The organism is Burkholderia cenocepacia (assembly GCF_900446215.1).
GTDB classification, from domain to species: domain Bacteria; phylum Pseudomonadota; class Gammaproteobacteria; order Burkholderiales; family Burkholderiaceae; genus Burkholderia; species Burkholderia cenocepacia.
Window position 1 is genome coordinate 1 of the sequence record NZ_UAQZ01000014.1, and the last position, 21,594, is coordinate 21,594.

The 21,594-nt window shown below is 68.4% G+C and carries 20 protein-coding genes; 4 read left to right on the forward strand and 16 right to left on the reverse strand.

The features are described from left to right. The 5 genes from DTA15_RS26565 to DTA15_RS26585 form a co-directional block, all read right to left on the reverse strand. A partial coding sequence (locus DTA15_RS26565; protein WP_146774348.1) for an iron chelate uptake ABC transporter family permease subunit occupies positions 1-976 on the reverse strand: 976 nt, incomplete at its 3' end. After that, positions 973-1,821, reverse strand: a complete 849-nt coding sequence (locus tag DTA15_RS26570) for an ABC transporter ATP-binding protein (RefSeq protein WP_006486076.1) — start codon at positions 1,819-1,821, stop codon at positions 973-975. The genes DTA15_RS26570 and DTA15_RS26565, both read right to left, overlap by 4 nt. Next, entirely contained in the window at positions 1,821-2,828 is a 1,008-nt protein-coding gene (locus DTA15_RS26575; protein ID WP_006486082.1) for a TauD/TfdA family dioxygenase, read from the reverse strand. The genes DTA15_RS26570 and DTA15_RS26575 overlap by 1 nt, the downstream gene beginning before the upstream one ends. Before the next feature lie 45 nt (positions 2,829-2,873). Further along, positions 2,874-3,116: an MbtH family protein gene (locus DTA15_RS26580; protein ID WP_006476052.1), complete on the reverse strand. Its 243-nt coding sequence runs from the start codon at positions 3,114-3,116 to the stop codon at positions 2,874-2,876. Between the two features lie 85 nt (positions 3,117-3,201). Beyond that, positions 3,202-3,870 carry an RNA polymerase factor sigma-70 gene (locus DTA15_RS26585; RefSeq protein WP_006486089.1) on the reverse strand — a complete coding sequence of 223 codons (669 nt, stop codon included), beginning with the start codon at positions 3,868-3,870 and terminating at the stop codon, positions 3,202-3,204. 293 nt (positions 3,871-4,163) lie between these two features. Between DTA15_RS26585 and DTA15_RS26590 the strand changes: the two genes are divergently transcribed. Both DTA15_RS26590 and DTA15_RS38705 read left to right on the forward strand, forming a co-directional pair. Next, positions 4,164-4,409 carry a hypothetical protein gene (locus DTA15_RS26590; protein WP_006491479.1) on the forward strand — a complete coding sequence of 82 codons (246 nt, stop codon included), beginning with the start codon at positions 4,164-4,166 and terminating at the stop codon, positions 4,407-4,409. Positions 4,410-4,455: 46 nt separating this feature from the next. Next, complete coding sequence (locus tag DTA15_RS38705; RefSeq protein WP_006486072.1) at positions 4,456-4,593, forward strand: HHHH-motif protein; 138 nt, start codon at positions 4,456-4,458, stop codon at positions 4,591-4,593. Between the two features lie 75 nt (positions 4,594-4,668). On the opposite strand, the gene DTA15_RS26595 is transcribed toward DTA15_RS38705, so the two are convergent. Together DTA15_RS26595 and DTA15_RS26600 are read right to left on the reverse strand one after the other, a co-directional pair. Then, a complete protein-coding gene (locus DTA15_RS26595) occupies positions 4,669-6,048 on the reverse strand; it encodes an ATP-binding protein (protein WP_006486069.1) in 1,380 nt (459 codons plus the stop codon). Further along, positions 6,045-6,710 carry a response regulator transcription factor gene (locus tag DTA15_RS26600; RefSeq protein ID WP_006486077.1) on the reverse strand — a complete coding sequence of 222 codons (666 nt, stop codon included), beginning with the start codon at positions 6,708-6,710 and terminating at the stop codon, positions 6,045-6,047. The genes DTA15_RS26595 and DTA15_RS26600 overlap by 4 nt, the downstream gene beginning before the upstream one ends. 293 nt (positions 6,711-7,003) lie before the next feature. Between DTA15_RS26600 and DTA15_RS26610 the strand changes: the two genes are divergently transcribed. Continuing rightward, positions 7,004-7,531 carry a DedA family protein gene (locus DTA15_RS26610; RefSeq protein WP_006486086.1) on the forward strand — a complete coding sequence of 176 codons (528 nt, stop codon included), beginning with the start codon at positions 7,004-7,006 and terminating at the stop codon, positions 7,529-7,531. A gap of 42 nt (positions 7,532-7,573) precedes the next feature. After that, positions 7,574-8,338 carry a class I SAM-dependent methyltransferase gene (locus tag DTA15_RS26615; RefSeq protein ID WP_006486085.1) on the forward strand — a complete coding sequence of 255 codons (765 nt, stop codon included), beginning with the start codon at positions 7,574-7,576 and terminating at the stop codon, positions 8,336-8,338. A gap of 178 nt (positions 8,339-8,516) precedes the next feature. On the opposite strand, the gene DTA15_RS26625 is transcribed toward DTA15_RS26615, so the two are convergent. The 9 genes from DTA15_RS26625 to DTA15_RS26665 all read right to left on the reverse strand — a co-directional run bounded on the left by DTA15_RS26625 (position 8,517) and on the right by DTA15_RS26665 (position 21,504). Continuing rightward, positions 8,517-9,866 (reverse strand): hypothetical protein, encoded by a 1,350-nt coding sequence (locus DTA15_RS26625; RefSeq protein WP_006486079.1) that lies wholly within the window; start codon positions 9,864-9,866, stop codon positions 8,517-8,519. A gap of 84 nt (positions 9,867-9,950) precedes the next feature. Next, positions 9,951-10,976 carry a fimbrial protein gene (locus DTA15_RS26630; protein WP_006486070.1) on the reverse strand — a complete coding sequence of 342 codons (1,026 nt, stop codon included), beginning with the start codon at positions 10,974-10,976 and terminating at the stop codon, positions 9,951-9,953. Further along, the gene (locus DTA15_RS26635; RefSeq protein WP_006486088.1) at positions 10,973-11,719 is read right to left on the reverse strand and encodes a fimbrial biogenesis chaperone; all 747 of its coding nucleotides are present in this window, start codon (positions 11,717-11,719) and stop codon (positions 10,973-10,975) included. Before DTA15_RS26635 ends, DTA15_RS26630 begins: the two co-directional genes overlap by 4 nt. A 15-nt stretch (positions 11,720-11,734) precedes the next feature. After that, entirely contained in the window at positions 11,735-14,221 is a 2,487-nt protein-coding gene (locus DTA15_RS26640) for a fimbria/pilus outer membrane usher protein (protein WP_012492600.1), read from the reverse strand. Positions 14,222-14,310: 89 nt separating this feature from the next. Next, positions 14,311-14,823, reverse strand: a complete 513-nt coding sequence (locus tag DTA15_RS26645) for a fimbrial protein (RefSeq protein WP_006486075.1) — start codon at positions 14,821-14,823, stop codon at positions 14,311-14,313. Between the two features lie 523 nt (positions 14,824-15,346). Continuing rightward, complete coding sequence (locus DTA15_RS38710) at positions 15,347-15,583, reverse strand: hypothetical protein (protein ID WP_020979812.1); 237 nt, start codon at positions 15,581-15,583, stop codon at positions 15,347-15,349. Between the two features lie 102 nt (positions 15,584-15,685). Next, positions 15,686-17,146: an efflux transporter outer membrane subunit gene (locus DTA15_RS26655; RefSeq protein WP_034178594.1), complete on the reverse strand. Its 1,461-nt coding sequence runs from the start codon at positions 17,144-17,146 to the stop codon at positions 15,686-15,688. Next, positions 17,146-20,286, reverse strand: a complete 3,141-nt coding sequence (locus tag DTA15_RS26660; RefSeq protein ID WP_006487247.1) for a multidrug efflux RND transporter permease subunit — start codon at positions 20,284-20,286, stop codon at positions 17,146-17,148. Before DTA15_RS26660 ends, DTA15_RS26655 begins: the two co-directional genes overlap by 1 nt. A gap of 15 nt (positions 20,287-20,301) precedes the next feature. Next, positions 20,302-21,504 (reverse strand): MexX/AxyX family multidrug efflux RND transporter periplasmic adaptor subunit, encoded by a 1,203-nt coding sequence (locus DTA15_RS26665; protein WP_006487246.1) that lies wholly within the window; start codon positions 21,502-21,504, stop codon positions 20,302-20,304. Between the last annotated feature and the right edge of the window lie 90 nt (positions 21,505-21,594).

A 21,594-nucleotide genomic window follows, 5' to 3' on the forward strand; every position in this document is an offset into this window, starting at 1 on the left:
GCGCGATCGCGACGCCGGTCGACAGCGTCGCGTCGAGGCCCGACGCGAGCACCGCGCTGTCGGTGACCAGCACCAGCGCGCCGCCGGCGAGCGCCGACAACGGCACCAGCACGCCGAGCCGCGCCGCGCGCGCGCCGCGCACCTGGCGCAGCAGGTTCGGCGCGACGAGGCCGACGTACGACAGCGGGCCCGCGATGCTGACGGCCACGCTCGTGAACGCGACCGCGACGATCGTCGCGGTGAGCCGCGTCGCATCGACGCGCACGCCGGCCGCGGCCGCCGCATCGTCGCCGAGCGCGAGCGGATTCAGCGGCCGGATCACGAACGGCAGCGCGGCGAGCGGCACGACGAGCCAGCGCGCGGCGAGCGCGAGGCCCGTCGCGCCCGGCTGGTACAGGCTGCCGTTGGTCCACAGCGCGGCGCCCGCGATGTTCTGTTCGAAGAACGCGAGCACGAGCGTCGACAGCGCGGCGAACAGCAGCATGCACACACTGCCGGCAAGCACGAGCCGCAACGGCGTCGCGCGCCAGCCACCCGCCGCGACGATCGCGCACGCAGCCGCCGCGAGCCCGCACACGAACAGCAGCGGCACCGACGCGACGCCGGCCAGCGCCGGCACCAGCATCGCCGCGAGCAGGCCGAGCTGGGCGCCGCCCGTCACGCCGAGCAGGTCGGGCGATGCGAGCGGATTGCGCGTGAGCGACTGGAACAGCGCGCCGGCGATGCCGAGGCAGCCGCCCGCGACGAGCGCGGCCGCGACGCGCGGCAGATTGAGGTCGAACAGGAACACGTGCGCGAGCGACGCGGCATCGCTGCCGGGCGCCGCGCCCCACCACACGCGCAGATCGGGAGCAATCCGCAGCGCCGCGAGCAGCGCGATCAACGCGACGAGGCCGCACGCAATCGCGCCGGCCCGCCCCGTCGTCGCCCCCTTGCCGGTCGCCGCGAGGCGCTTGCGCATCGCGAACGTCGTCATACCGCGAGATCCCGGTCGAAGACGGCGGATGCCTGCGGCGCGCCGTCGGTCGACGGTCCGTAGGCCGGTACGCACATCGGCGCGCCCGTCTGCGGATGCGCGAGCTTCAGCATCTCGACGCCGAACGCCGCGCGCAACCGCGCCGGGTCGAGCATCGCGTCGGGCGTGCCCTGCGCGACGAGACGGCCCGCGCGCATCAGCACGATCTCGTCGCTGTACGCGGCCGCCTGGTTCAGGTCGTGCAGCACCCACACGATCGTCAGTCCGCGTGCGCGGTTCAGCGCACGCAGCGCATCGAGGATGTCGAGCTGGTGATGAATGTCGAGATAGGTCGTCGGCTCGTCGAGCAGCACGATCGGCGCCTGCTGCGCGAGCGCCATCGCGATCCACGCGCGCTGGCGTTCGCCGCCCGACAGCGCGCCGACGTCGCGCTCCGCATCGTCCGCGAGGCCGCTCGTGTCGAGCGCTTCGTCGATCGCCGCCTGATCGGCCCGCGACAGGCCGCGCAGGAAGCCGCCGTACGCATAGCGCCCGTACGCGACGAGCTCACGCACCGTGAGGCCCGACGGAATCTGGTTGAACTGCGCGAGCATCGTCAGCTCGCGCGCGAGCGCGCGACGGCGAAACGACGCGAGCGGTCGGCCGTTCACTTCGACATGGCCGGCACGCGCGGGTTGCAGGCCCGCCAGCGTGCGCAGCAGCGTGCTCTTGCCGCAGCCGTTCGGTCCGCACAGCGCGGTCACGCGGCCGGCCGCGATCGACAGGTCCAGCCCGTCGATCACGACATGGTCGCGATATCCCACCGACAGCCCGCGCGCGGCAAGCGCGGCGGTACTACGCGTCATCAATCCTCCGTTCGGTCGCGCGGGACCGTGTAACTCTGCGCCATCGCGACGACGACCTTGCGCGGCCCCTCGAACGGGTCGCGGGCATGCGCGGTCAGCATGTTGTCGAGCATCAGCACGTCGCCGGTGCGCCACGGGAACACGATGCGCTGCTGGTCGAGCACGCCGCGGATCTGCGCGAGCGCGTCGGCTTCCAGCGGTTCGCCGTCGCCGTAATACACGTTGCGCGGCACGTTCTCGAGCCCGACCGCGTCGACGAGCGCTTCCTGCATGTCGTCGTCGAGCGCCGACAGGTGAAACAGGTTCGCCTGGTTGAACCATACGCGGTCGCCGGTGCGCGGATGACGCGCGACGGCCTGGCAGCGTTCGCGCGTGCGCAGCAGCAGTTCGCCGTCGTCGTCGGTGCGCCACGCGCATTCGATGCCGCGCGCCGCGCACATCCGCTCGACCTCGGCCGGCTCGTCGGTGCCGAACGACTGCTGCCACGGCAAGTCGAGCCCCTGCCCGAAATTGCGCACGTACAGCAGTTCGCGCTTCTCGAAGCGCGCGACGAGCGCCGGATCGAGCGCGCGGTACACGGCACGGCTGTCCGCGATCGGCGTCGCCCCGCCCTTCGGCGCGGCAAGCGCGCAGTGGAACCAGATCCGCAGCGGCCATTCGCGCGTGTACGACTGCTCGTTGTGCAGCGGAATCGCGCGGTGCGGCGGGTATTCGGTCGACGTGTAGACCGCGCCTTCGACCTGGCTACGCGGCGTCGACGCGTATTCATAGCCGATCAGCGGATCGCCGAACGAGGCCGCGAATTGCTGGAACGCATCGATCGACGGCACGTGAAAGCCCGTGAACAGCACGCCGCCCGCCCGTTCGAGCGTGTCGGCCGCGATCTCGCGCGCCAGCGGCGCGACGTCGTCGATCGACATCCCGTCGTTGCCGCGCGGCGACACGACGGTGGGCAGCCCCGGCTCGATACGCAGGTCGTCGAGCGTCGGCAACGAAAGCAGGGTCATGCAACGTCCTCTTCAGGTGGCGCGCCGCACACGCGGCGCAGCAGGTCACGACGCGCGCGTCGCGCGCTCGCCGTCCATCGCGCGGCGCAGGCTCGCGGGGCGCATGTCGGTCCAGACCGTCTCGATGTGCGCGAGACAGTCGGCCTTCGGGCCGCTCACGCCGACTTCGCGCCAGCCGGCCGGCACCGGCCGGAACGTCGGCCAGATCGAATACTGTTCTTCGTCGTTGATGACGACCGTATAGACGAGATCGTCGGTGTCGGCGGAAGGCGTCGGGGCTTGCGTCATGATCGGAAATCGCTGGGCGGTTGAAGGAGGCGAAGCGGCGGATTCGGCCGCTCCTGTCTGATAGACGGTTGGCCGGCGCGTTTTTTTACCGCCGCCGCGCGCGACCGCCCAGGAACACCGGACAGGCGACGCCGCGATGGCACGCGTCGAGGCATTCCGCGCAGTGGCGCTCCGCGTCGCGCACCATGAAATGCACGAGCGTCTGCGACACGTTCAGCGCGCGCGCCGCGGTCTGTAGCGTTTCCTCGCGCAGCCGCACCATCTCGAACGCCGCGCGGCTGCGCGCCGGCAGGTCGTCGAGGGCGGCCCACACGCGCCGCAGCGTGTCGCGCGTCATCAGCGCGGCTTCCGGCGTCGGCTCGGGCGACGGCACGTCGAAGCCGTCGTCCTCTTCCGTGTGATAGACGTTTTCGAGGTTTTGCCGACGGCACGCATCGATCGACGCGTTGCGCACCATCCGCGTCACATAGGCGACCGGCTGGCGCACCGCGTCCTGGTTCGGGAATTCGACGAGCTTCACGAACACGTCGTGCACGACGTCTTCCGCGCGGCTCGCGCAGCCGACGAAGCCGCGCGCGACGTTGACGAGCATCGCGCGATGCGAGATCAGCACGTCGAGCAGCGCGCCCTGCGCGCGGGGCTCGGACGCCCGGCGCGCACGCGGCGCGGCGCGCGGCGGCAGGTCCGGATAACTGCCGAGGAACGGGTTTGCCGCTGCCGCCGCCGGTCGGTCGAGCACTTCCGCCATGGCCATCGATCTGCTCCGTCAAATTCCGAGATAGCGCAATTTAACGTAAACGCAAATCATTCTCAATCCGATTACAGGATGACCCTTTCGGTTGTCAGGATTTGTCTGAACAATGATCCGAATCGTTGCCGGAGCGGACATGGGTGCGTCTGCGCCGCGCGGACGGTTCGCACGGCGCCGACGCATGCTTTCATGTTCCTGACGAACCGCCCGCCCGTGTCATCGGCGGTAGCAACTTCTTACCACGTGAAATTTTGGGGGCTCGTACGATCGACCTGCCGTTTCCAAGGGAGAACGACATGAAAGCCATCGTGTTATCCGCAGTCATGGTGGGCGCGCTGTCGAGCGTGATGCTCGCCGGGTGCGTCGCCTACCCCGGCCCTGCCGAAGTCACGATCGGCTGGCATGGCGATCGTTACTGGGACGGAAATCGCTACTGGGAGCGCCGCGACTGGGAAGCCCGGCATGCCGGCCCGCGTGACGACCGCGACCGCCGCGACGATCGCCCGGATGACCGCCGCGACGATCAGCGGCCGCAGTGGTGATGCCGCGACGCGCCCTTGATCCATCATTCGACGACAGGACCTCGACATGAAGACGCTACTGAAAACCCTTACCGCCGCCGCCATGGCCGCTGCCATACTCGCGCCGGCCATCGCCGAAGCGCATCCGCACCGCGTGTGTCACTTCGAGCATCACCATCACAAGGTGTGCCGCTGGGTGCGTTGAGCGTCGCGCCGCCGATGCGAACAAGCGCCGCTTGCCGGCGCTTTTTTCGTTGCGAACGCCAGGCGGCGTCCGCCGCTAATCCTGCCATCGCTCCGGCGCGAGCCAGATCGGGAACGACAGGATCACCGCGAGCCCGTGCCCGTCGATACCGGCCGTCACGTCGACGGCTCCGCCATGAGACTCGGCGATCCGCGCGACCAGCGACAGGCCGATGCCGCTTCCCGGCTGCGCGGTGCCCGGCACCCGGTAAAAGCGTTCGAAAATCCGCTCGCGCTGGTCGACCGGCACGCCCGGCCCGTCGTCCGCGATCCGCAGCCTGACCCGCCCCGCCTCCACGGCGCCATCGCACGTGATCTCGACCCGTCCGCCTTCACGGCCGTAACGCAGCGCGTTGTCGATCAGGTTGCGCACCGCGATCGCGATTTCGTCGAGATCGCCCCACACGCATACCGGCTCGACCGCCACCCGCACCGTCTGCCGGCGCGCATGCGCGGCCGCATCAAAGTCGCTCGCGATCAGCGCAACGAGCCGCGCCAGGTCGACCGGCCCGTGCTGCTCCGCACGCGAGCCGGCATCCAGCCGCGCCAGTTCGAGCAATTGCGCCGACAGCCGCGCGCTGCGCTCCACGCCCGTTGCCAGCCGGCGCAGCGCGGCGTCCTTGTCCGCCGGACTGTCCGCCCGCAACGCCACTTCCGCCTGCGCCGACAATGCCGCCAGCGGAATGCGCAACTCGTGCGCCGCATCGCCGATGAAACGGCGCTCGGTATCGACGGCCTGACTCAGCCGCGCGAGCAGCCGATTGAACGATTCGACGAGCGGTCGAAGCTCGCGCGGCAGCGTCAGCAGCGGCAACGGCGAGAAATCGAATGCGGCCTTGTGCTGGATCGCCCGCTGAACGTCGCGCACCGGCCCGAACGACCAGCGGATCCCCCACCAGATCGCCACGCCCAGCATCGCGAGCATCACCGCCGTATTGAACAGGCCGAGCTGCACCGCATTGCTGGCCTTCTCCTGCCAGGTCGTGGCCGGCCCGCCGGTCTGCACGTGAATCCGGCCGGTCGAACCCGACAGCGAATAGACCCGCCAGATCTCGTCGTGCGCGATCCCGCGCCCGGCGCTCACGCCGTAGCCGTCGCGCATGTCCGGCTTGAGCGCCGGCCCCGGCGCATCGGCGCTGTGCATGACGTTGCGGCCGTCGACCCAGATCTGGAACGCGACGTCGTATTTGCCGTATGCGGCTTTCGGCGCCACCGCCTGCGCGCGCACTTCCGGCAGGCGATCGATCGTATCGGGCAACGACAACAGCAGCAGTTGCGCGGCGCCCTCGAGCAAGCCGTCGCGCCAGCCGCGCTGTTCGCGCCACAGGGCGATGCCGAGAAACGCGCCCCAGCCGGCCCAGAACACGACGACCGTCGCCATCACGGTCGCGAGCAGGCGGATACGCAGCGACCTCATGCTGTGCCCTCCCCGATGCGATAGCCGAAGCCGTGCACCGTCACGATCAGTTCGTCGCCGAGCTTGCGCCGCAGTTGATGGATGTACACCGCGATCGTGTTGCTTTCGATTGCGCCGTCGTTGCCGTACACGCGCTCCTCGAGCTGCGCGCGCGTGACGACTCGCCCTTGCCGCTCCATCAGCGCGAGCAGCGTCCGGTATTCGTGGATGCTCAGCGCGACCGGTTCGCCGGCGCGCGTGACTTCCCGGCGCGCCGGATCGACGTGGACATCGCGGCAAACGAGCCGCTCCGACACGCGGCCCTGGCTGCGGCGCGTCAGCGCGCGAAGCCGCGCATAAAGCTCGTCCAGCTGGAACGGCTTCACGAGATAGTCGTCGGCGCCGGCGTCGAGGCCGCGGATACGGTCGCTCAACTGATCGCGCGCGGTCACGATCAGCACCGGCGTCGCATCGTAGTTCGCGCGCATCGCGGCCAGCAGCGTGAAACCGGATGCGCCCGGCAGTTGCAGGTCCAGCAGCACCGCGTCGTAGTCGTGCCCGACGAGCGCGAGCCGTGCCGCCGGCACGTCGGCCGACCAGTCCGCGCGCCAGCCGTTCTGCGCGAGGCCGGCCCGCACGGCGTCGGCCAGCATCACATCGTCTTCCACCAGCAGGATATGCATCGGTATCGCTCCTCGAATGGCGAGGTCGCCAGCGTGACGGACCGCGATTAAAAACTTCTTAAAGCCGAAGGGCCACGATGCGTGTCGATCGCCGCATTGCCGGCGCCCTGCATCCGGCGCTTTCCCGAGAGGCCCGCCATGACCGTGTTCTGTTGTTCGATTCCGTTGCTGCGATGCAAGACGGCGCGGCGCCCCCCCTTCGCGCCGGGCCGGTACGGGCCATTCTGGCATGGAAGACCGCACGCGTCGTGCACGTTCCGCGCGTCGTGCACGCGTCGCACGGGAGCGGTGCGATGAACCAGTTCGCCACGCTCGTTCCGTTCGGCCTCGCGCTGAGCCTGGCCAGCGCCAACAGCATCGTCTGCCTCGCCGGGCTGTCGCTGATCGAACGGCTGATTCCCGTGCTGCCGTCGCACGTGCTGCTCGCGATGATCGGCGTCGCCGGTGCGCAAGGTGCGTGGACCTTGCCGGAAGCGATCGTCGTCACGGTGCTCGGCAGTTTCGCCGGCTGCCTCTTTCATTACGCGCTCGGCAATCTGTGGCCGGAAGACGGCGCGCTGACCCTGCTGCGCCGCCTCGCGCCGCTAGGCAGGATGCAGCCCGCGCGAATCGACGCGCTGATCGAAGGTATCCGCGCGCGGCCCACGCGGCTCGCCCTGTGGTCGCAACTGGTGCCGTTCGTCCGGCTCGTCGCGCCGGCGCTCGCCGGATTGCTGGAAACGAGCTTCACGCGTTTCGCATCCGGCGCCGCGGCCGGCATCGCGCTATGGAACACGCTGTTCATCACGGCCGGCTATCTCGCCGCGCAAGCGGCCGCCTAGCCGCGCCCGTCATTGACCGATCGATCCACCAGGAGCCTGCCGATGCGAATCCCCGAATGGATGCTGTTTCTGCGTACGTGGTTGCGCCATCCGCGCCGGGTCGGCGCCCTCGCGCCATCCGGCCCGGCGCTCGCCGCGCTGATCACCGCGCATGTCCCGCGCGACGGCGCGTCCGTGATCGAACTCGGGGCGGGCACCGGCGTGTTCACGCGCGCGCTGCTCGCGCGCGGCGTCGCGAGCGACCGGCTGGTGCTCGTGGAAGCCGACCCTGCGTTCGCGAACGCGCTGCGGCATCAGTTTCCCGCGTTGCGGGTGATGCAGATGGACGCGGCCCAGCTCGGGATGACCGGCGACTTCTTCGGCGGGGAGCGCGCGCATGCGATCGTGAGCGGGTTGCCGCTCGTCGCGATGCCGGTCGAACGGGCCGTCGCGATCGTGCACGGCGCGTTCGTGCGCCACCTGGCTGCCGGTGGCGCGTTCTATCAGTTCACCTATGTGCCGCGCTGCCCGATTCCGGCGCGCTGTCTGGAGGCGATGCGCATGCGCGCCGTCCGGATCGGCGTCGCGTGGATGAATTTTCCGCCGGCCTTCGTGTACCGGTTCGAACGGCTCGACGACGTGGACGGCCGGCACCGGGCTCGTGCGCGGCCGTCGCTGGAGAGGGTTGTCGACGCAACGGCTTTGCGTGGTCGGGACGCGACCCGGCGCCCCGGCGCTGTCGTGCTGTCCCCGAGCGAGGTGCCGTGCGTTGGTTCGGGCCGTGCCGATTCGCATCGGCAGATAAACAGCCGAGCCGTCGAACTGTGAGCGCGGCCACCATGGCCGCCGCACTGCCCGCGCCGGCCATCGGGGAAGCGCAACCGCACTGCGTGTGCCGCAGCGAGCATCACGGGCGCAAGGTGTGCCGCGGCGATGCGGTAAACAAAACGAGGCGCCGTAAAACGGCGCCTCGTTTCATCGCTTCACCTGCATGCGACCCTGCTCGCTAGCGCGCGGCCGGCAACAGCAGCCGGCACGACGCGAGCCGCGCCGGGATGACGGGCAGGCGGCAGGCGCTTCGCTGCATCGCTGCCTTCGGCTGCGCAGCCAGCATGCGCGACACCGCCATCGCCTTCGGCTGCGTCGCCCGCGCCCGCAACGCGTCGGCCCCCGGGCTCGCCGGCCGCAGCGCGCGCAGTGTCGCCGCATCGATGTGCACTTGCCAGAACTGCGGCCGGTAGTCGGGATCGCCGTCGCGATAACCCTGCCCCGTGATGGTCTGCCCGTCGGGGCTCACGCCGATCACGTTGACCAGGTTCAGCGTGCCGGCCGACAGGCCGGCCGCTTCGAGCAACGCAACGAGGCTGCGCATGCCGCTTTGCGGCGTCCACACGAAGACGCGCGCGACACCGGTCTGCCGGTTGCCCGATTCGCCGATGACAACCCGCCCGTCCGTGCTGATCGACGACGCATGGCTATTGTCGTCGCCGTCGAGAAAACCGAGCCGCTGGATGTCGTCGCCGCCGTTCGTCCACAGCACGGCCTCCGAGTCGACCCGTTGCCCATCCGGCGTGACCACCAGGGTGCCGAGCGCGCCGGCGATCGTCCGTTCGTCCTCGGTCACGCCACGGGCCAGATCCATTCTGGCCACGCCCGCGTTGATCGTCGGCAACAGTCGTTCGCCGGCTCGTTCCGACCAAAGAAGCGCACGCGAGCCATACACGCCGTCGACATTGCCGGCGAACCCGACTGCCGCGTTCCCGGACGAGGTCATCGCGAGCAGGTGCACGAGATAGTCGCCGCCCGGCGGCAACTCGCGAAAACCCCTCGGCTGGTCCCACATGAACCGTGCATTCCGGCCGCCGGTCGTCGTCAGGCTGCCCGCCATCCTCGTGCCGGCGAGGTTCGCAACGTCAACCGATGCATCCCGGCCCGCCGTATCCGGAACGAGTTTCTGCGTGCGACCGTCGCCGGGCCATCGCACCGCCCATCGATCGAGGTTGCTGCTGTCCGTCTCGCGCGCACTGATCGACCCGCCGATCACCTGCCCATCGGCCGACACCGTCCGTGCCTGCGAGTCATAGGCATTCGCCGGCGCGGCCAGCCGCTGCCAGCCCGTCGCGGCCGACCACGAGAAGGCCATCGAGCCACCGGGCTGCGCTTCGCTCCAGTAGGAACCGATGATCGTCTTGCCGTCAGCGCTGACGGCATTGCCGTCGTACCGCACGTCGCGCGGCCCGCCCAGGTCGCCGATCACGGTCAGCGAATAACCGCCGGCCGATACCGTCTGCGCGTGAACCGCGCTCGTCGCCGACACGGCCAGCACGGCCGCGACGACATTGCGTCTCGGATGCATCCCCTTCTCCTCCGTCCGTACATCAATGAAAATCCGGTACAGGCAGCATGTTGCGCGGTGCACGCCGCTCATGCCGCACCACGCTCAATACAGGAAAATCCGGATCGTTGCGGCCGCGTCGAACGGCCCGATCTTCGGTGGTCCGAACGACTTGAGCACCGCATCGAGCATCACGGTCTGATTCGCAACGTTGGCCGCGAATTGCGTGAGCGTGAACTGCTTGTTGAAGTCGATCGGCTTGCCCTGGCTGTCCTCGAGACCGATTCCGAAGTTGCTGTCCTTCGCCGGCACCAGCAAACCGTTCTGCACGGCGCCCTTGGTCGCCTCGAAATAGCCGTCGACGCGAATCGGAATGCTGCATTTCTTCGACAGCGACAACGAGAACCGCCGACGCGGCACGGCAGGCAGGAAGCCGTTGCCGGTAGTCTGCACCTGACCGAAATTGACGATGCCGGGCTCGGGCGTCACCAGCACGTCGACGAGGCAGGGTGTCGGCTTCAGACGCGACAACCCGCTCAACCGGTACTGGAAACTCGATCGAGCCGCGTTGAGGCCGCCCTTGCCGTCGAACTGGAAGACCGCATAGATATCGTTCGGCGGCTGCATCCATTGGCCCTTCTTGCGCACCACCACCTGATAGGTGATGCTGAGCGGCACCTTCGGGCACAGCCCCCGGTCGAAGTTCCACTGCGAACACGTGCCGACGGTGGTGGTGGTTTCCACGCGCGCGCCCGGTCCGCTGCCCAGGCCGAAATAGTCGCGGCCACCATAGCGAATGCCGATCTCGAGCCCCCAGGCGGCGGGATCCTGCGATCTCGGGTTCGCGTAGAAGTAAACCTGTTCGGCAAAGTTCAGTGCGGCCCCGCCGTAGTCCTTGTAGCAGTACCCCGTCGTCGTGCGTGGCGGCGATACCCAGATCACGTATCCGTCCGGCGCATCCGTCGGATACGATGCGACGCCGCCGATCGGCTCGGTGAGCGAATCGGCGCCGCCGTCGGCCAGGCAGCGCAGCGCCCACGCCGGCTGCGCGACCGCGATCAGCATCGCGAGCACGGCCCAGCGCAGCCACGTCGCGAACGGCGACACGCGTTGTTTCGCGCCCCCGCTCATTTCTTCACGCTCTTGCACGCACCAGCCTCGCACGCATACTCGACCGCCACCTGGCCGCCGTAGTCGTCGATGTGCGTGACGAACAGCGTCGACGGCGTCGCGGCCTTGAACGGCACCTCGGCCGTGCTCATCGGGCTCACCATCGTCGGCTCGATCGGCACCGGCGTCTTCTGCGTGCCCGCGCTCACGTCGACCACCGTCACGTGGTAAGGCGTCGGGTTGTCGAACACCAGCTTGTGCGCGGCCGCATCGACCCGCAGCGTCATCGGCAGCGTCCAGTCCTCGTCGCGCGCGGGCTGCGCGGCCTTCGGCCGGTAGAACAGCTTCATCTGCGTATGCAGCGCGATCTGCAGCGTGTTCGGCGTGTCGGTCTTCGGCGGCACTTCGCGGATGTTCAGGTAGAACACCGTCTCGCGATCGGCCGGCAGTTGCGCACCGGGCAGCTTCGCGATCCGCAGCACGTTGCGCTCGTTCGCCTCGACCCGCTGCAGCGGCGGCACGACCATCAGCGGCGACGTGATCTTGTTGCCCTTCGCATCCTCGAGCCACGACTGCACGAGATACGGATACGTCGTGCTCTTGTTGGTGATCGTGACGATCGCGGCCTGCTCGCCTTCGTTGAAGATCACACGCGTGCGATCGGGCACGATCGCCGCCTGGGCGGCACCTGCCAGCATCGCGCCGACGGTCGCGAACACGCCCAGCGCGCGCCGCGGGAAAGAACGGGAAAAGGAATGCTTCATCGTGGATCCGTGAAATCATCGTTCGGCCCGCGCGGCCGCTGCATGCGACTCGCCGGGCGGCTGGCACGTCATCGGAATCGGCGTGCCTTCGAGTTGGAGCTGGTTCGGCAGTGCGGCGATCGTGCAGAGCGTGCGTTCGCCCGCCCGCACCGCCAGCGTGGATTTCGGCTGAACCTGGGTCAGGAACGCCGCGCCGGCTTCGCCGACGATGCCGAGTTCCTTGCCGTTCGCCGCGTCCTGCACCGACGCCCCGAACGGCAGCGGCTTGCCGGCCGCGTCGGTCAGCGTCAGGTACAGGTTGCTGCCGCGCGCGGCGGAGAACTTCACGAAGCCGATCGCGCCGTCGGTCAGCACCATGCGCTGGATCGGGTTCGTCACCTGCACTTCGAGCGGCAGCTTCTCGACGTTGACGGTCGCGTCGTACACGTTGTACGGCGAGATGCCGTCGAGCACCGCGTAGCCGCGCGAATCGGTATGCGTGAGCGTGCCGGACAGCGGCACGTCGGGCACGCCGTCGGTCGACACCAGCAGCCGCGTGTCGCCCGCATTGCCGTTGGCGTGCGCGGACACGCCGTACTGCGTCGCGACGAACGAGCCGTCGACTTCGAGCGACGCGGCCGCATACGCGTTGGCGAGCGTCGATGCCTGCGCGGTCAGCTGATACGCCGACGAGCGCTGGCGGTAGCTCGCGTTCGCCGACGCGCGTCCGTCGGTCGCGCCCGCGTTGATCTGGTAGGTGCGGCCATTCGGATCGTCGTAGATGTAGCCCGCGTTCACGCTCGTGCTGCCGCTGCCCGTCGTCAGGTTCGACGTGACGGTGTGACGCCCGCCGATCGGCAACGTCGCGGTGACCGAGACCTGGTTGCCGCTTGCGCCCGCGCTCTGCGTGCGGAAAGCCGACACGCTGACGTTCAGGTTGCGCAGCGTGCCGATCGAAAACGCGCGCGTCAGCGTGAGGCCGACGCGCTGCTCGTTCGCACGTTCCCAGTAGGTCGTCTGGTCGTACGAAAAATAGGTCGACGTGTCGCCGAAACGCTTCGACAGCGTCGCCGAGTAGCGCTGCTTGCTGTTGGCGAGGCCGTATGCGGTCGGGTCGCCGGAGAACTGTGCGAAGTTCGTGTATTCGCGCTCGGAGAAGCGGTAGCCGAAGAAGCGCACGTCGGCATCGAGCCCGTCGAAGTGCTTCGAATAGTTGATGCGATACGAGTTGCCGTTGCGCGTCGCGCCGTTCCACCACAGCTTCGCCCGCGCATGCGTGACGTCGGCCGACACCGCGCCGAACGCGCCGAAATCGCGACCGACGCCGAGCGCGATCGACGTGTAGCCCGACGCGGCGATGAAACCGCCATACGCCGTGACGTCGAACGGCAGGCCGTACGCGATTTCGCCGAAGCCGAAGAACGGCGTGATGCCGGCGCCGCCGAACAGGCGCGGCTTGCCGACCGCGGCCTTGTAGCGCAACTGCCCGGCGCGCGCGAGGAACGGCACGGCGGCCGTCGTCACCTGGAAGCGCTGCACGCTGCCGTCTTCTTCCTCGACCGCCACGTCGAGCGTGCCCTGCACGCTCGTGTTGATGTTCTGCAGCGCGAACGCGCCCGGCGACACGCGCGTCACGTACAGCACGCGGCCGGCCTGCGACACCGTCACGGTCGCGTTGGTGCGCGCGACGCCCGAGATCAGCGGCGCATAGCCGCGCAGCGACGGCGGCAGCATGCGATCGTCGCTGCGGATCGACGCGCCCGTCAGCGCGAACGTGTCGAAAATGTCGGAGGTCAGGTAGTCGTCGCCGAACGTCACCGTCGACTGGATCGATGGCAGCGCGCGAAACGCATACAGCCGGCTGAAGCGGAACGTCCGGTCCGCGTACGCCGTGTTACCCACGTTCGATTGCGCCTGATAGTCGCCGCGAAAGCGCCACGCATCCCAGTTCGCGCCCACCGTCCCGTAGGCCTGGATCGCATTCGTCTGTCCGCCGCCCGCACCGAAGTTGCGGTTCGTGTTCGCGATCACGCGGTAATCGAGCATCGCCCCCGGAATGCCTTCGGACCAGCGCGCCGGCGGCAGGTAGGTCGAATCGGTGAATTCGAGCGCGGCCTGCGGAATCGTGATCTTGAGCCGCCCGTCGCTTTTCAGGTAACGCACGGTCGCGCCCTCGATCGCGCCGAGGTCGACGCAACGCCCGCCCTGGAAGCGCGGCAGATCCTTCACGAGCGACGGCTTCAGCCCGAACTGCGCGACGAGCTCGGGCCGCAGGCACGGCTTGCCGGCGCCCGACGCGTCGACCGCGATGAATTCGATCGCTTGCAGCCCGTAGAACAGGTCGTTGACCTGCACGTCGAGCATGTACTCGCCGGGCAGCGTGAAGTCCGCCTGCGAGAACTGCGACAGGTCGACGTTGCTCGTTCCGTCGATGTCGAGGAACGACGAATTGAATTCCGTCGCCTGGCTCTGGCTGCCGACGACCAGCACGGAGACGCAAAGGAAGGAATGTCTGATTCGCACGCGGCGCTACCGAGAGTCCAGGGAGAAGGAAAACGGGAGGAAAGAGGAAGGAGGAAGGGATGCATGCACCCCTCCTCCGGTACGGACGCTTACTGGTAGCGGACCGTGAAGTTCGCGACGCCGTCGGCGGTACCCGGCGTCACGCCGGCTGCCGTCGCTTCGTACATCGCCGCGAAGCGTGCGGTGTTCGTGCCGTTCTGCAGCAGCGTCGGCGCCTTCTGCTCGGCGCCGTTGTCGAGGTATTCGCCCGACGCGGCTTGCAGGCGGATGCCGACGTTGGTGGCCGAACCGATCGTGGCGAGCAGCTTCGGCTGGCCGGCGCTCGACGTGCCCGTGAACGTGAAGTACGCGTTCTGCGCGATGCTGGTGTCGCAGTCGGTCAGCTTGATGTCGAACGACACCGGGTCCGACTTGTCGCCGGCCTGCTTGAACTTGTTGGTCGGCACCTTGCCGAGCTGCACGGTCTGGTTGACCGAGTTCGAATCGATGCCGCATGCGCCCGCGACGATCTCGCCCGTGAAGTTGATCGTGCCGGTGCCCGCTGCGAAGGCCGAGGTGGACAGGGCCGCGAGTGCGACAGCGGTCAGGATGGATTTTTTCATGACGTTTCCCGTAAGGAGTGCAAATGGAATGGACGACGTGACGGACACAAACGGCAGCGCATGGTGGCTCCCGTCCGACACGAGGCGGCATTATCGAGATAACCATGAAAGATTTCTGTAAATCATTGTCAAATGATTCTGACAATGTTCGATTCCGCACTCCAAAACAGCACTCTTTCTTTTGAATTTACAATCCCAAAATTTTTATCCGCAGTCCTTTTTTATTTTCCGGAACCGATTGAAGATTAAGGGAATTTCTTGCCGATAATCGTCGCCACCCCCGCTCTCCCTTGCCGGCATTGGCTCATGCGGAGCCACCACTCAAAAGACAAAACATTGTCCTGCGCCGCCATCGTTGCCCGATTGCAACACGAATATCGACTCATTTTCAACTGACAGGAAATTAAAGACGGCATTTCATCAATACAGATTTATCGCGCAAACGATTGCGAAAAGCATACAAACGTTTTACCGCGACATTTTGCCGCCACCATTAATTCCAATACATTGATTAATTCTTTCGTCAATTGCCGATCTTGAATCGCATGCATGCGCGGTCGCCGGAACGCGGCTGGCGTGCCGGATTGGACGGGATGAAAACGACGAAGCGCCGCGCATACGTTTGCGCCGGCAGGTGACACGATCGACCCACGGATGCGGGGCGCCGCGAAAGCAGCGCCGCCGCCCCGCCGAGCGATGAAAGAGCGGAGAGCGGGTGCGCTGAACAGCGAAAGGAAATGCCGACGATGATCGGCGGCATGGCGGGCACGGCACGCCCTGTTGAAATGGCGGCCGCACGTAGAATCGCGCGGCCGCCGTCGTGTTGCCTGGCACGCTGCCGTGCCACGCAACACATCGCCGATTACACGGAAGCCGCGGCCTCCGCCGTTGCCGGCGCCCAGCCGCCGCCGAGCGCACGGTACAGCGCGATCGCGTTCGCGAGCCTGAGCTGCCTGAGCCGGATCAGCTCCTGCCCCGACTCGTACGTGCTGCGCTGCGCGTCGAGCAGTTCGAGATACGTCGCGACGCCGCCCGCATAGCGACGCTCCGCGAGCTTCAGCCGCGCGCCGTCCGCCGCATACACGTCCTGCTGCGCGGCAAGCTGCCGGTCGATCCAGTCGCGCGCGGCGAACGCATCGGCCACTTCGCGAAACGCGGTCTGTACGGCCTTCTCGTATTCGGCGACCGCGATGTCCTTGCGCGCGTGCGCGACGTCGAGGTTCGCGCGATTGCGTCCGCCCGCGAAGATCGGCAGCGTGATGCGCGGCGCGAACGTCCACACGCTCGTGCCGGCCGCGAACAGGTTCGAGAACGCGTCGCTCACCGAGCCGTAGTCGGTCGTCAGCGCGATGCGCGGGAAGAACGCCGCACGCGCCGCGCCGATGTTCGCGTTCGCGGCCTTCAGCCGTGCCTCGGCCTGCCGGATGTCCGGCCGTCGTTCGAGCAATTGGCTCGGTGCGCCCGGCGCCACGGGCGCGATCGACAGCGTGTCGAGCGCGGTCGCGTCGTCGGGCACGTTGCGCGCGAAATCGCCCGCCAGCAATTGCAGCGCCCGTATGGCCTGCGCATGCTCGCGCTGCAGCGCGGCCTGCGACGCGCGCGCGGACGCCACCAGCATCTCGGCCGAGCGCAGCTCGATCGCGTCGCTCGTGCCCGCGGCATAGCGGCGTTGCGTGAGCGCGGCCATCCGCTCGCGGGCTTCGAGCGTACGCTGAGCGAGCGCCAGTTGCTCGTGCAACGATCGCTCGGAAACATACGCGCCCGCCACTTCGGCGATCACGCCGATGCGGACCGTGCGCTGCGCGTCGGCCGTCGCGAAGTATTCGGCGAGCGCCGCGTCGGACAGGTTGCGCACGCGGCCGAACAGGTCGAGCTCGTACGCACTGACACCAACGCCCGCGCGATACAGCCCGCTGATCGCGCTTTCGCGCACGACCGGGTCGTACTGGCGCGCGCGTTCATAGCCGAGATTCGCATCGACCGACGGCATCCGGTCCGCGCGCTGCACGCCATACAGCGCGCGCGCTTCGTCGAGCCGGCCGGCCGCGATCCGCAGATCGCGGTTGTTCGCGAGCGCCGCGTCGATCCACGCCTGCAGCGCCGGATCGGTGAAATACGCATGCCAGTCGTCGAGCAACGCGGCATCCTGCGCCGCGGCCGGTTCGGCCGCCGATGCCGTGCCGGCGTCGACCGGCGCATAGGTCGCCGGCACCGGCGCGGCCGGACGCTCGTAACGCGGCGCGAGCGAACAGCCGGCAAGCGCCAGCGCGGCGGCCAGCGCGACCTGAACCCGCAGCGCGCCGCGTGCATTCAGCGCAAACATCATGGTTGCGAACCCTCCATCGTCGTCGGCTGCGCGCCGCCGCGTCGGCGCGGGCCGACGTCGAACAGGCGGCCGACGATCACGAAAAACAGCGGGACGAGGAACACCGCGAGCACGGTCGCCGTGATCACGCCGCCGAGCACGCCGGTGCCGATCGCCATCTGCGCGCCGGACGCGGCGCCCGACGCGAACGCGAGCGGCAGCACGCCGACGCCGAACGCGAGCGACGTCATCACGATCGGCCGCAGCCGCAGGCGCGCGGCCTCGAGCGCGGCGTCGACGAGCGACATGCGCTGCGCGACCAGATCCTTCGCGACTTCGACGATCAGGATCGCGTTCTTCGCGGACAGCCCGATCGTCGCGATCAGCCCCACCTTGAAATAGATGTCGTTCGGCATCATCCGCAGCGTGACGCCGAGCACCGCGCCGATCACGCCGAGCGGGACGACCAGCATCACCGCGAACGGAATCGACCAGCTCTCGTAGAGCGCCGCGAGCGCGAGGAACACGACGAGCACCGACAGCGCGAACAGCATCGGCGCCTGCGCACCCGACAGCCGCTCCTCGAACGACTGCCCCGACCACGCATAGCCGATGCCGGCCGGCAGCTTCGCGGCGATCCGTTCGATCGCGCTCATCGCCTCGCCGCTGCTGTGGCCGGCCGCGGCCGAGCCGTTGATCGTGAACGACGGATAACCGTTGTAGCGCGTGAGCTGCGGCGGCCCGAGCGTCCAGTGCAGCGTCGTGAACGCCGCGAGCGGCACCATCTCGCCGCGCGCGTTGCGCACGCGCAGCTTCTTCACGTCGTCCGGATCGAGCCGGTGCAGCCCGTCGGCCTGCACCATCACGCGCCGCACCTGCGTGCCGTGCATGAAGTCGCCGATATAGTCGGAGCCGAACATCACCGCGAGCGTCGTGTTGATCTCGTCCATCGACACGCCGAGCGCGGACGCCTTCGCACGATCGATGTCGAGCTTCAGTTGCGGCGCGTCCTGCGTGCCCGCGAACATCAGGTCGGTGAGCGCGCGATCCTTGCCGCCCACCGCGAGCAGTTGCTCGCGCGCGGCGCTGAACGTCGCGTAGTCGAGCCCGCCGCGGTTCTGCAGCCGGAAGTCGAAACCGCTCGACGAACCGAGATCGGGCAGCGCCGGCGAGTTCATCGCGAACACGGTCGTGTTCGGCGTGCCCGCGAAACGCTCGTTGATGCGCGCGACGATCGACTGCACGTGATCGCGCTCGGCCTTGCGCTCCTTCCAGTTCTTCAGCGTGACGAAGATCATCCCGCCGTTCGGCCCTTCGCCGTACAGGTTGAAACCGCCGAGCGCATACGTGTAGGCGGTCGGCTCGTCGCGGCGGATGGCCGACTCGACTTCGCGCACGCTCTGCATCGTTTCCGCGAGCGGCGTGCCTTGCGGGCGAATCACCATCACCATGAAGTTGCCCTGGTCCTCGTCCGGCAGGAACGCGGTCGGCAGTTGCGTGAGCATCAGCGCGGCGGCCGCGGTCAGCGCGCCGTACACGACGAGCCAGCGCACCGGCTTCTTCAGCATCGTGCCGACCCGCGTCGCATAGCGCTGCGTCGCCCGCGCGACGAAACGGTTGAACCAGCCGAAGAAGCCCCCCTTCTCGTGATGGTCGCCGGACACCGGCTTGAGCAGCGTCGCGCACAGCGCGGGTGTCAGCGACAGCGCGAGGAAGGCCGAGAAGCCGATCGACACCGCGAGCGACAGCGCGAACTGCCGGTAGATGTTGCCCACCGCGCCGCCGAAGAACGCCATCGGCACGAACACCGACGTCAGCACCACGGTGATCCCGACGATCGCGCCGCTGATCTGTCGCATCGCCTTGACGGTCGCGTCGTACGGCCCGAGCCCTTCCTCGACCATCAGTCGCTCGACGTTCTCGACGACGACGATCGCGTCGTCGACGAGGATGCCGATCGCGAGCACCATGCCGAACATCGTCAGCACGTTGATCGAGAAGCCGGCCGCATACATCACGCCGAACGTGCCCGCGAGCGCGACCGGCACGACCAGCGTCGGAATCAGCGTCGCGCGCAGGTTCTGCATGAACAGGAACATCACGAGGAACACCAGCACGCCGGCCTCGATCAGCGTCGTGACGACCTTGTTCATCGATACGCGCACGAACGACGACGTCTCGTACGGGATCTGGTATTTCACGCCCGGCGGGAAGTACGCGGACAGCTCGTCCATCGTCGCGCGCACGCGCTTCTCGGTGGACACCGCGTTCGAGCCCGGCGCGAGCTTGATCCCCATTCCGGTCGCGACCTTGCCGTTCACGTACGACGGATAGTTGTAGTCGTTGCCGCCGAATTCGACGCGCGCGACGTCGCGCAGGAACAGCGCCGAGCCGTCGGGCCGCGCGCGCAGCGCGATCGCGCCGAAATCGGCCGGCGTCTTCAGCGGTGCGTCCGCGAACACGGTCGCCGCGATCGGCGCGCTGGCCGGCACCGCGCTGCGGCCGATATCGCCGATCGTCACGCGCGCGTTGTGCGCGCGCACGGCCGACGCGATGTCCGACGCGGTGAGGCCGTGCCCGGCCATCTTCACCGGGTCGGGCCAGATCCGCATCGCATATTCGGCGCCCCAGAACTGCACCTTGCCGACGCCCTCGACGCGGCGCAGCGCCTGCACGACGTTCGCCGACGCGTATTCGCCGAGCTGTACGTCGGTCATCCGGCCATCGTCGGACGTCAGCGACACGACGAGCTGGATGTTGTCGGCGGCCTTCTCGACCTGGATGCCGTCGCGGCGCACGGGCTCGGGCAGGCGCGCATCGACGGTCTTCAGCCGGTTCTGCACTTCGACGGCCGCGAGATCGGCGTTCACGCCCTGCTTGAACGTCAGGTACAGCGACGCCGCGCCGGCGCTGCTCGTCGCGGACGTATACAGCAGCCCCGGCGCGCCGTTCATCTCGCGCTCGATCAGCGCGGTCACCGATTCCTCGACGACCTGCGCGGACGCGCCCGGGTACGTCGCATAGATGCTGACGACGGGCGGCGCGATGTCCGGGTACTGCGCGACGGGCAGCGCGCGAATCGCGAACAGGCCGCCCAGCATGATGAAGATGGCGATCACCCACGCGAAGACGGGGCGATCGATGAAGAAACGTGCCATGTTGGTTTGAACCGGTCAGGTTTGACGGGCGGCCGCCTGCGAAGCGGCCGCGGGCGGCGCCGCCTTCGACGACGGCGCTTTCTCGACGGGCTTGACGGCCGTATCGGGCGCGAACTGCGCGGCGTCGTCGACGATCACGCGCTCGCCGCCCGCGAGGCCGCGCGTGATGCGCCAGTCATGGCCGCTCATCTGGTCGGCCGTGACCTCGACGTCCTTGACCTTGCCGTTCGCGCCGACGACACGCACCGACGTGCGGTCGGCCGTGCGCAGCAGCGCGTCGCGCGGCACGAGGATCGCCCGCTGGTCGACCGCCGTGTCGAGCGCGATCCGCACATACGCACCCGGCAGCAGCTCGCGCTCCGGATTCGGGAACAGCGCGCGCATCGCGACGGTGTCCGTCGTCGGATCGACCGCAAGATCGCTGAACAGCAGCTTGCCCTTCAGCGGATACGCGGTGCCGTCGGCGCGCAGCAGCGTCACCGCGACGTCGTGCTGCGCGATGCCCGTCGCGCGCCCGCTCTTCACCGCGCGACGCAATGCGTCGACGTCGGCGGCCGGCTGCGAGAAGTTCACGTAGATCGGATCGAGCTGCTCGACGGTCGTGAGCGGGGTCGCCTGGTCCTGCCCGACGAGCGCGCCCTCGGTCACGAGCGCGCGCCGTGCGCGGCCCGCGATCGGCGCGGTGACGGTCGCGTAGTCGAGCTGCAGCTGCGCGCGCGCGAGTTCGGCTTTTGCCGATGCGACCTCGGCCTTCGCCTGCGTATCGGCCGCGACGGCCTCGGTGTGGTCGCGCTCGCTCACCGCGCGATCGCGCACGAGATCGTCGTAACGGCGACGCTTGTCGGTCGCGGCGAGCGCGGCGGCCTGCGCCTTCGCGAGCGCGCCCTGCGCGGCGTCGCGTGCGGCCTTCAGCGGCGCGGGATCGATGCGGAACAGCACCGCGCCCTGCTTCACTTCCTGGCCTTCCTCGTAGGTACGGGCGGTGACGATGCCCGCGACCCGCGCGCGGACTTCCGCCTGCCGGTAGGCGTCGAGCCGGCCCGGCAGTTCGACGGTCATCGGCACGGCCGTCGGGCGCACCGTCACGACGGTGGCCTGCTTCGCGGTCTCCGGCGCGGCGTCCTTGTCGCCCTTTCCGCATCCGGCCACGGCCAGCAGGGCCGCGAGCGCGAACGGCGCCAGCCGCATGCGGCGCCACAGGGTGCGTTTGTTATTCATGTTCTGACCTCGGATCATTCGCCGCCGATACAATGCGGCGGCTCAGGGTGGCCGATTATAATCAGTCACGACTGATTAAATACATGCTGT

Bases quoted from the DNA above. Each gene is read 5' to 3' on its own strand.
- DTA15_RS26570 (WP_006486076.1), bottom strand. From the start codon at position 1,821: ATGACGCGTAGTACCGCCGCGCTTGCCGCGCGCGGGCTGTCGGTGGGA.
- DTA15_RS26575 (WP_006486082.1), bottom strand. From the start codon at position 2,828: ATGACCCTGCTTTCGTTGCCGACGCTCGACGACCTGCGTATCGAGCCG.
- DTA15_RS26580 (WP_006476052.1), bottom strand. From the start codon at position 3,116: ATGACGCAAGCCCCGACGCCTTCCGCCGACACCGACGATCTCGTCTAT.
- DTA15_RS26585 (WP_006486089.1), bottom strand. From the start codon at position 3,870: ATGGCCATGGCGGAAGTGCTCGACCGACCGGCGGCGGCAGCGGCAAAC.
- DTA15_RS26590 (WP_006491479.1), top strand. From the start codon at position 4,164: ATGAAAGCCATCGTGTTATCCGCAGTCATGGTGGGCGCGCTGTCGAGC.
- DTA15_RS38705 (WP_006486072.1), top strand. From the start codon at position 4,456: ATGAAGACGCTACTGAAAACCCTTACCGCCGCCGCCATGGCCGCTGCC.
- DTA15_RS26595 (WP_006486069.1), bottom strand. From the start codon at position 6,048: ATGAGGTCGCTGCGTATCCGCCTGCTCGCGACCGTGATGGCGACGGTC.
- DTA15_RS26600 (WP_006486077.1), bottom strand. From the start codon at position 6,710: ATGCATATCCTGCTGGTGGAAGACGATGTGATGCTGGCCGACGCCGTG.
- DTA15_RS26610 (WP_006486086.1), top strand. From the start codon at position 7,004: ATGAACCAGTTCGCCACGCTCGTTCCGTTCGGCCTCGCGCTGAGCCTG.
- DTA15_RS26615 (WP_006486085.1), top strand. From the start codon at position 7,574: ATGCGAATCCCCGAATGGATGCTGTTTCTGCGTACGTGGTTGCGCCAT.
- DTA15_RS26625 (WP_006486079.1), bottom strand. From the start codon at position 9,866: ATGCATCCGAGACGCAATGTCGTCGCGGCCGTGCTGGCCGTGTCGGCG.
- DTA15_RS26630 (WP_006486070.1), bottom strand. From the start codon at position 10,976: ATGAGCGGGGGCGCGAAACAACGCGTGTCGCCGTTCGCGACGTGGCTG.
- DTA15_RS26635 (WP_006486088.1), bottom strand. From the start codon at position 11,719: ATGAAGCATTCCTTTTCCCGTTCTTTCCCGCGGCGCGCGCTGGGCGTG.
- DTA15_RS26645 (WP_006486075.1), bottom strand. From the start codon at position 14,823: ATGAAAAAATCCATCCTGACCGCTGTCGCACTCGCGGCCCTGTCCACC.
- DTA15_RS38710 (WP_020979812.1), bottom strand. From the start codon at position 15,583: ATGCCGCCGATCATCGTCGGCATTTCCTTTCGCTGTTCAGCGCACCCG.
- DTA15_RS26655 (WP_034178594.1), bottom strand. From the start codon at position 17,146: ATGTTTGCGCTGAATGCACGCGGCGCGCTGCGGGTTCAGGTCGCGCTG.
- DTA15_RS26660 (WP_006487247.1), bottom strand. From the start codon at position 20,286: ATGGCACGTTTCTTCATCGATCGCCCCGTCTTCGCGTGGGTGATCGCC.
- DTA15_RS26665 (WP_006487246.1), bottom strand. From the start codon at position 21,504: ATGAATAACAAACGCACCCTGTGGCGCCGCATGCGGCTGGCGCCGTTC.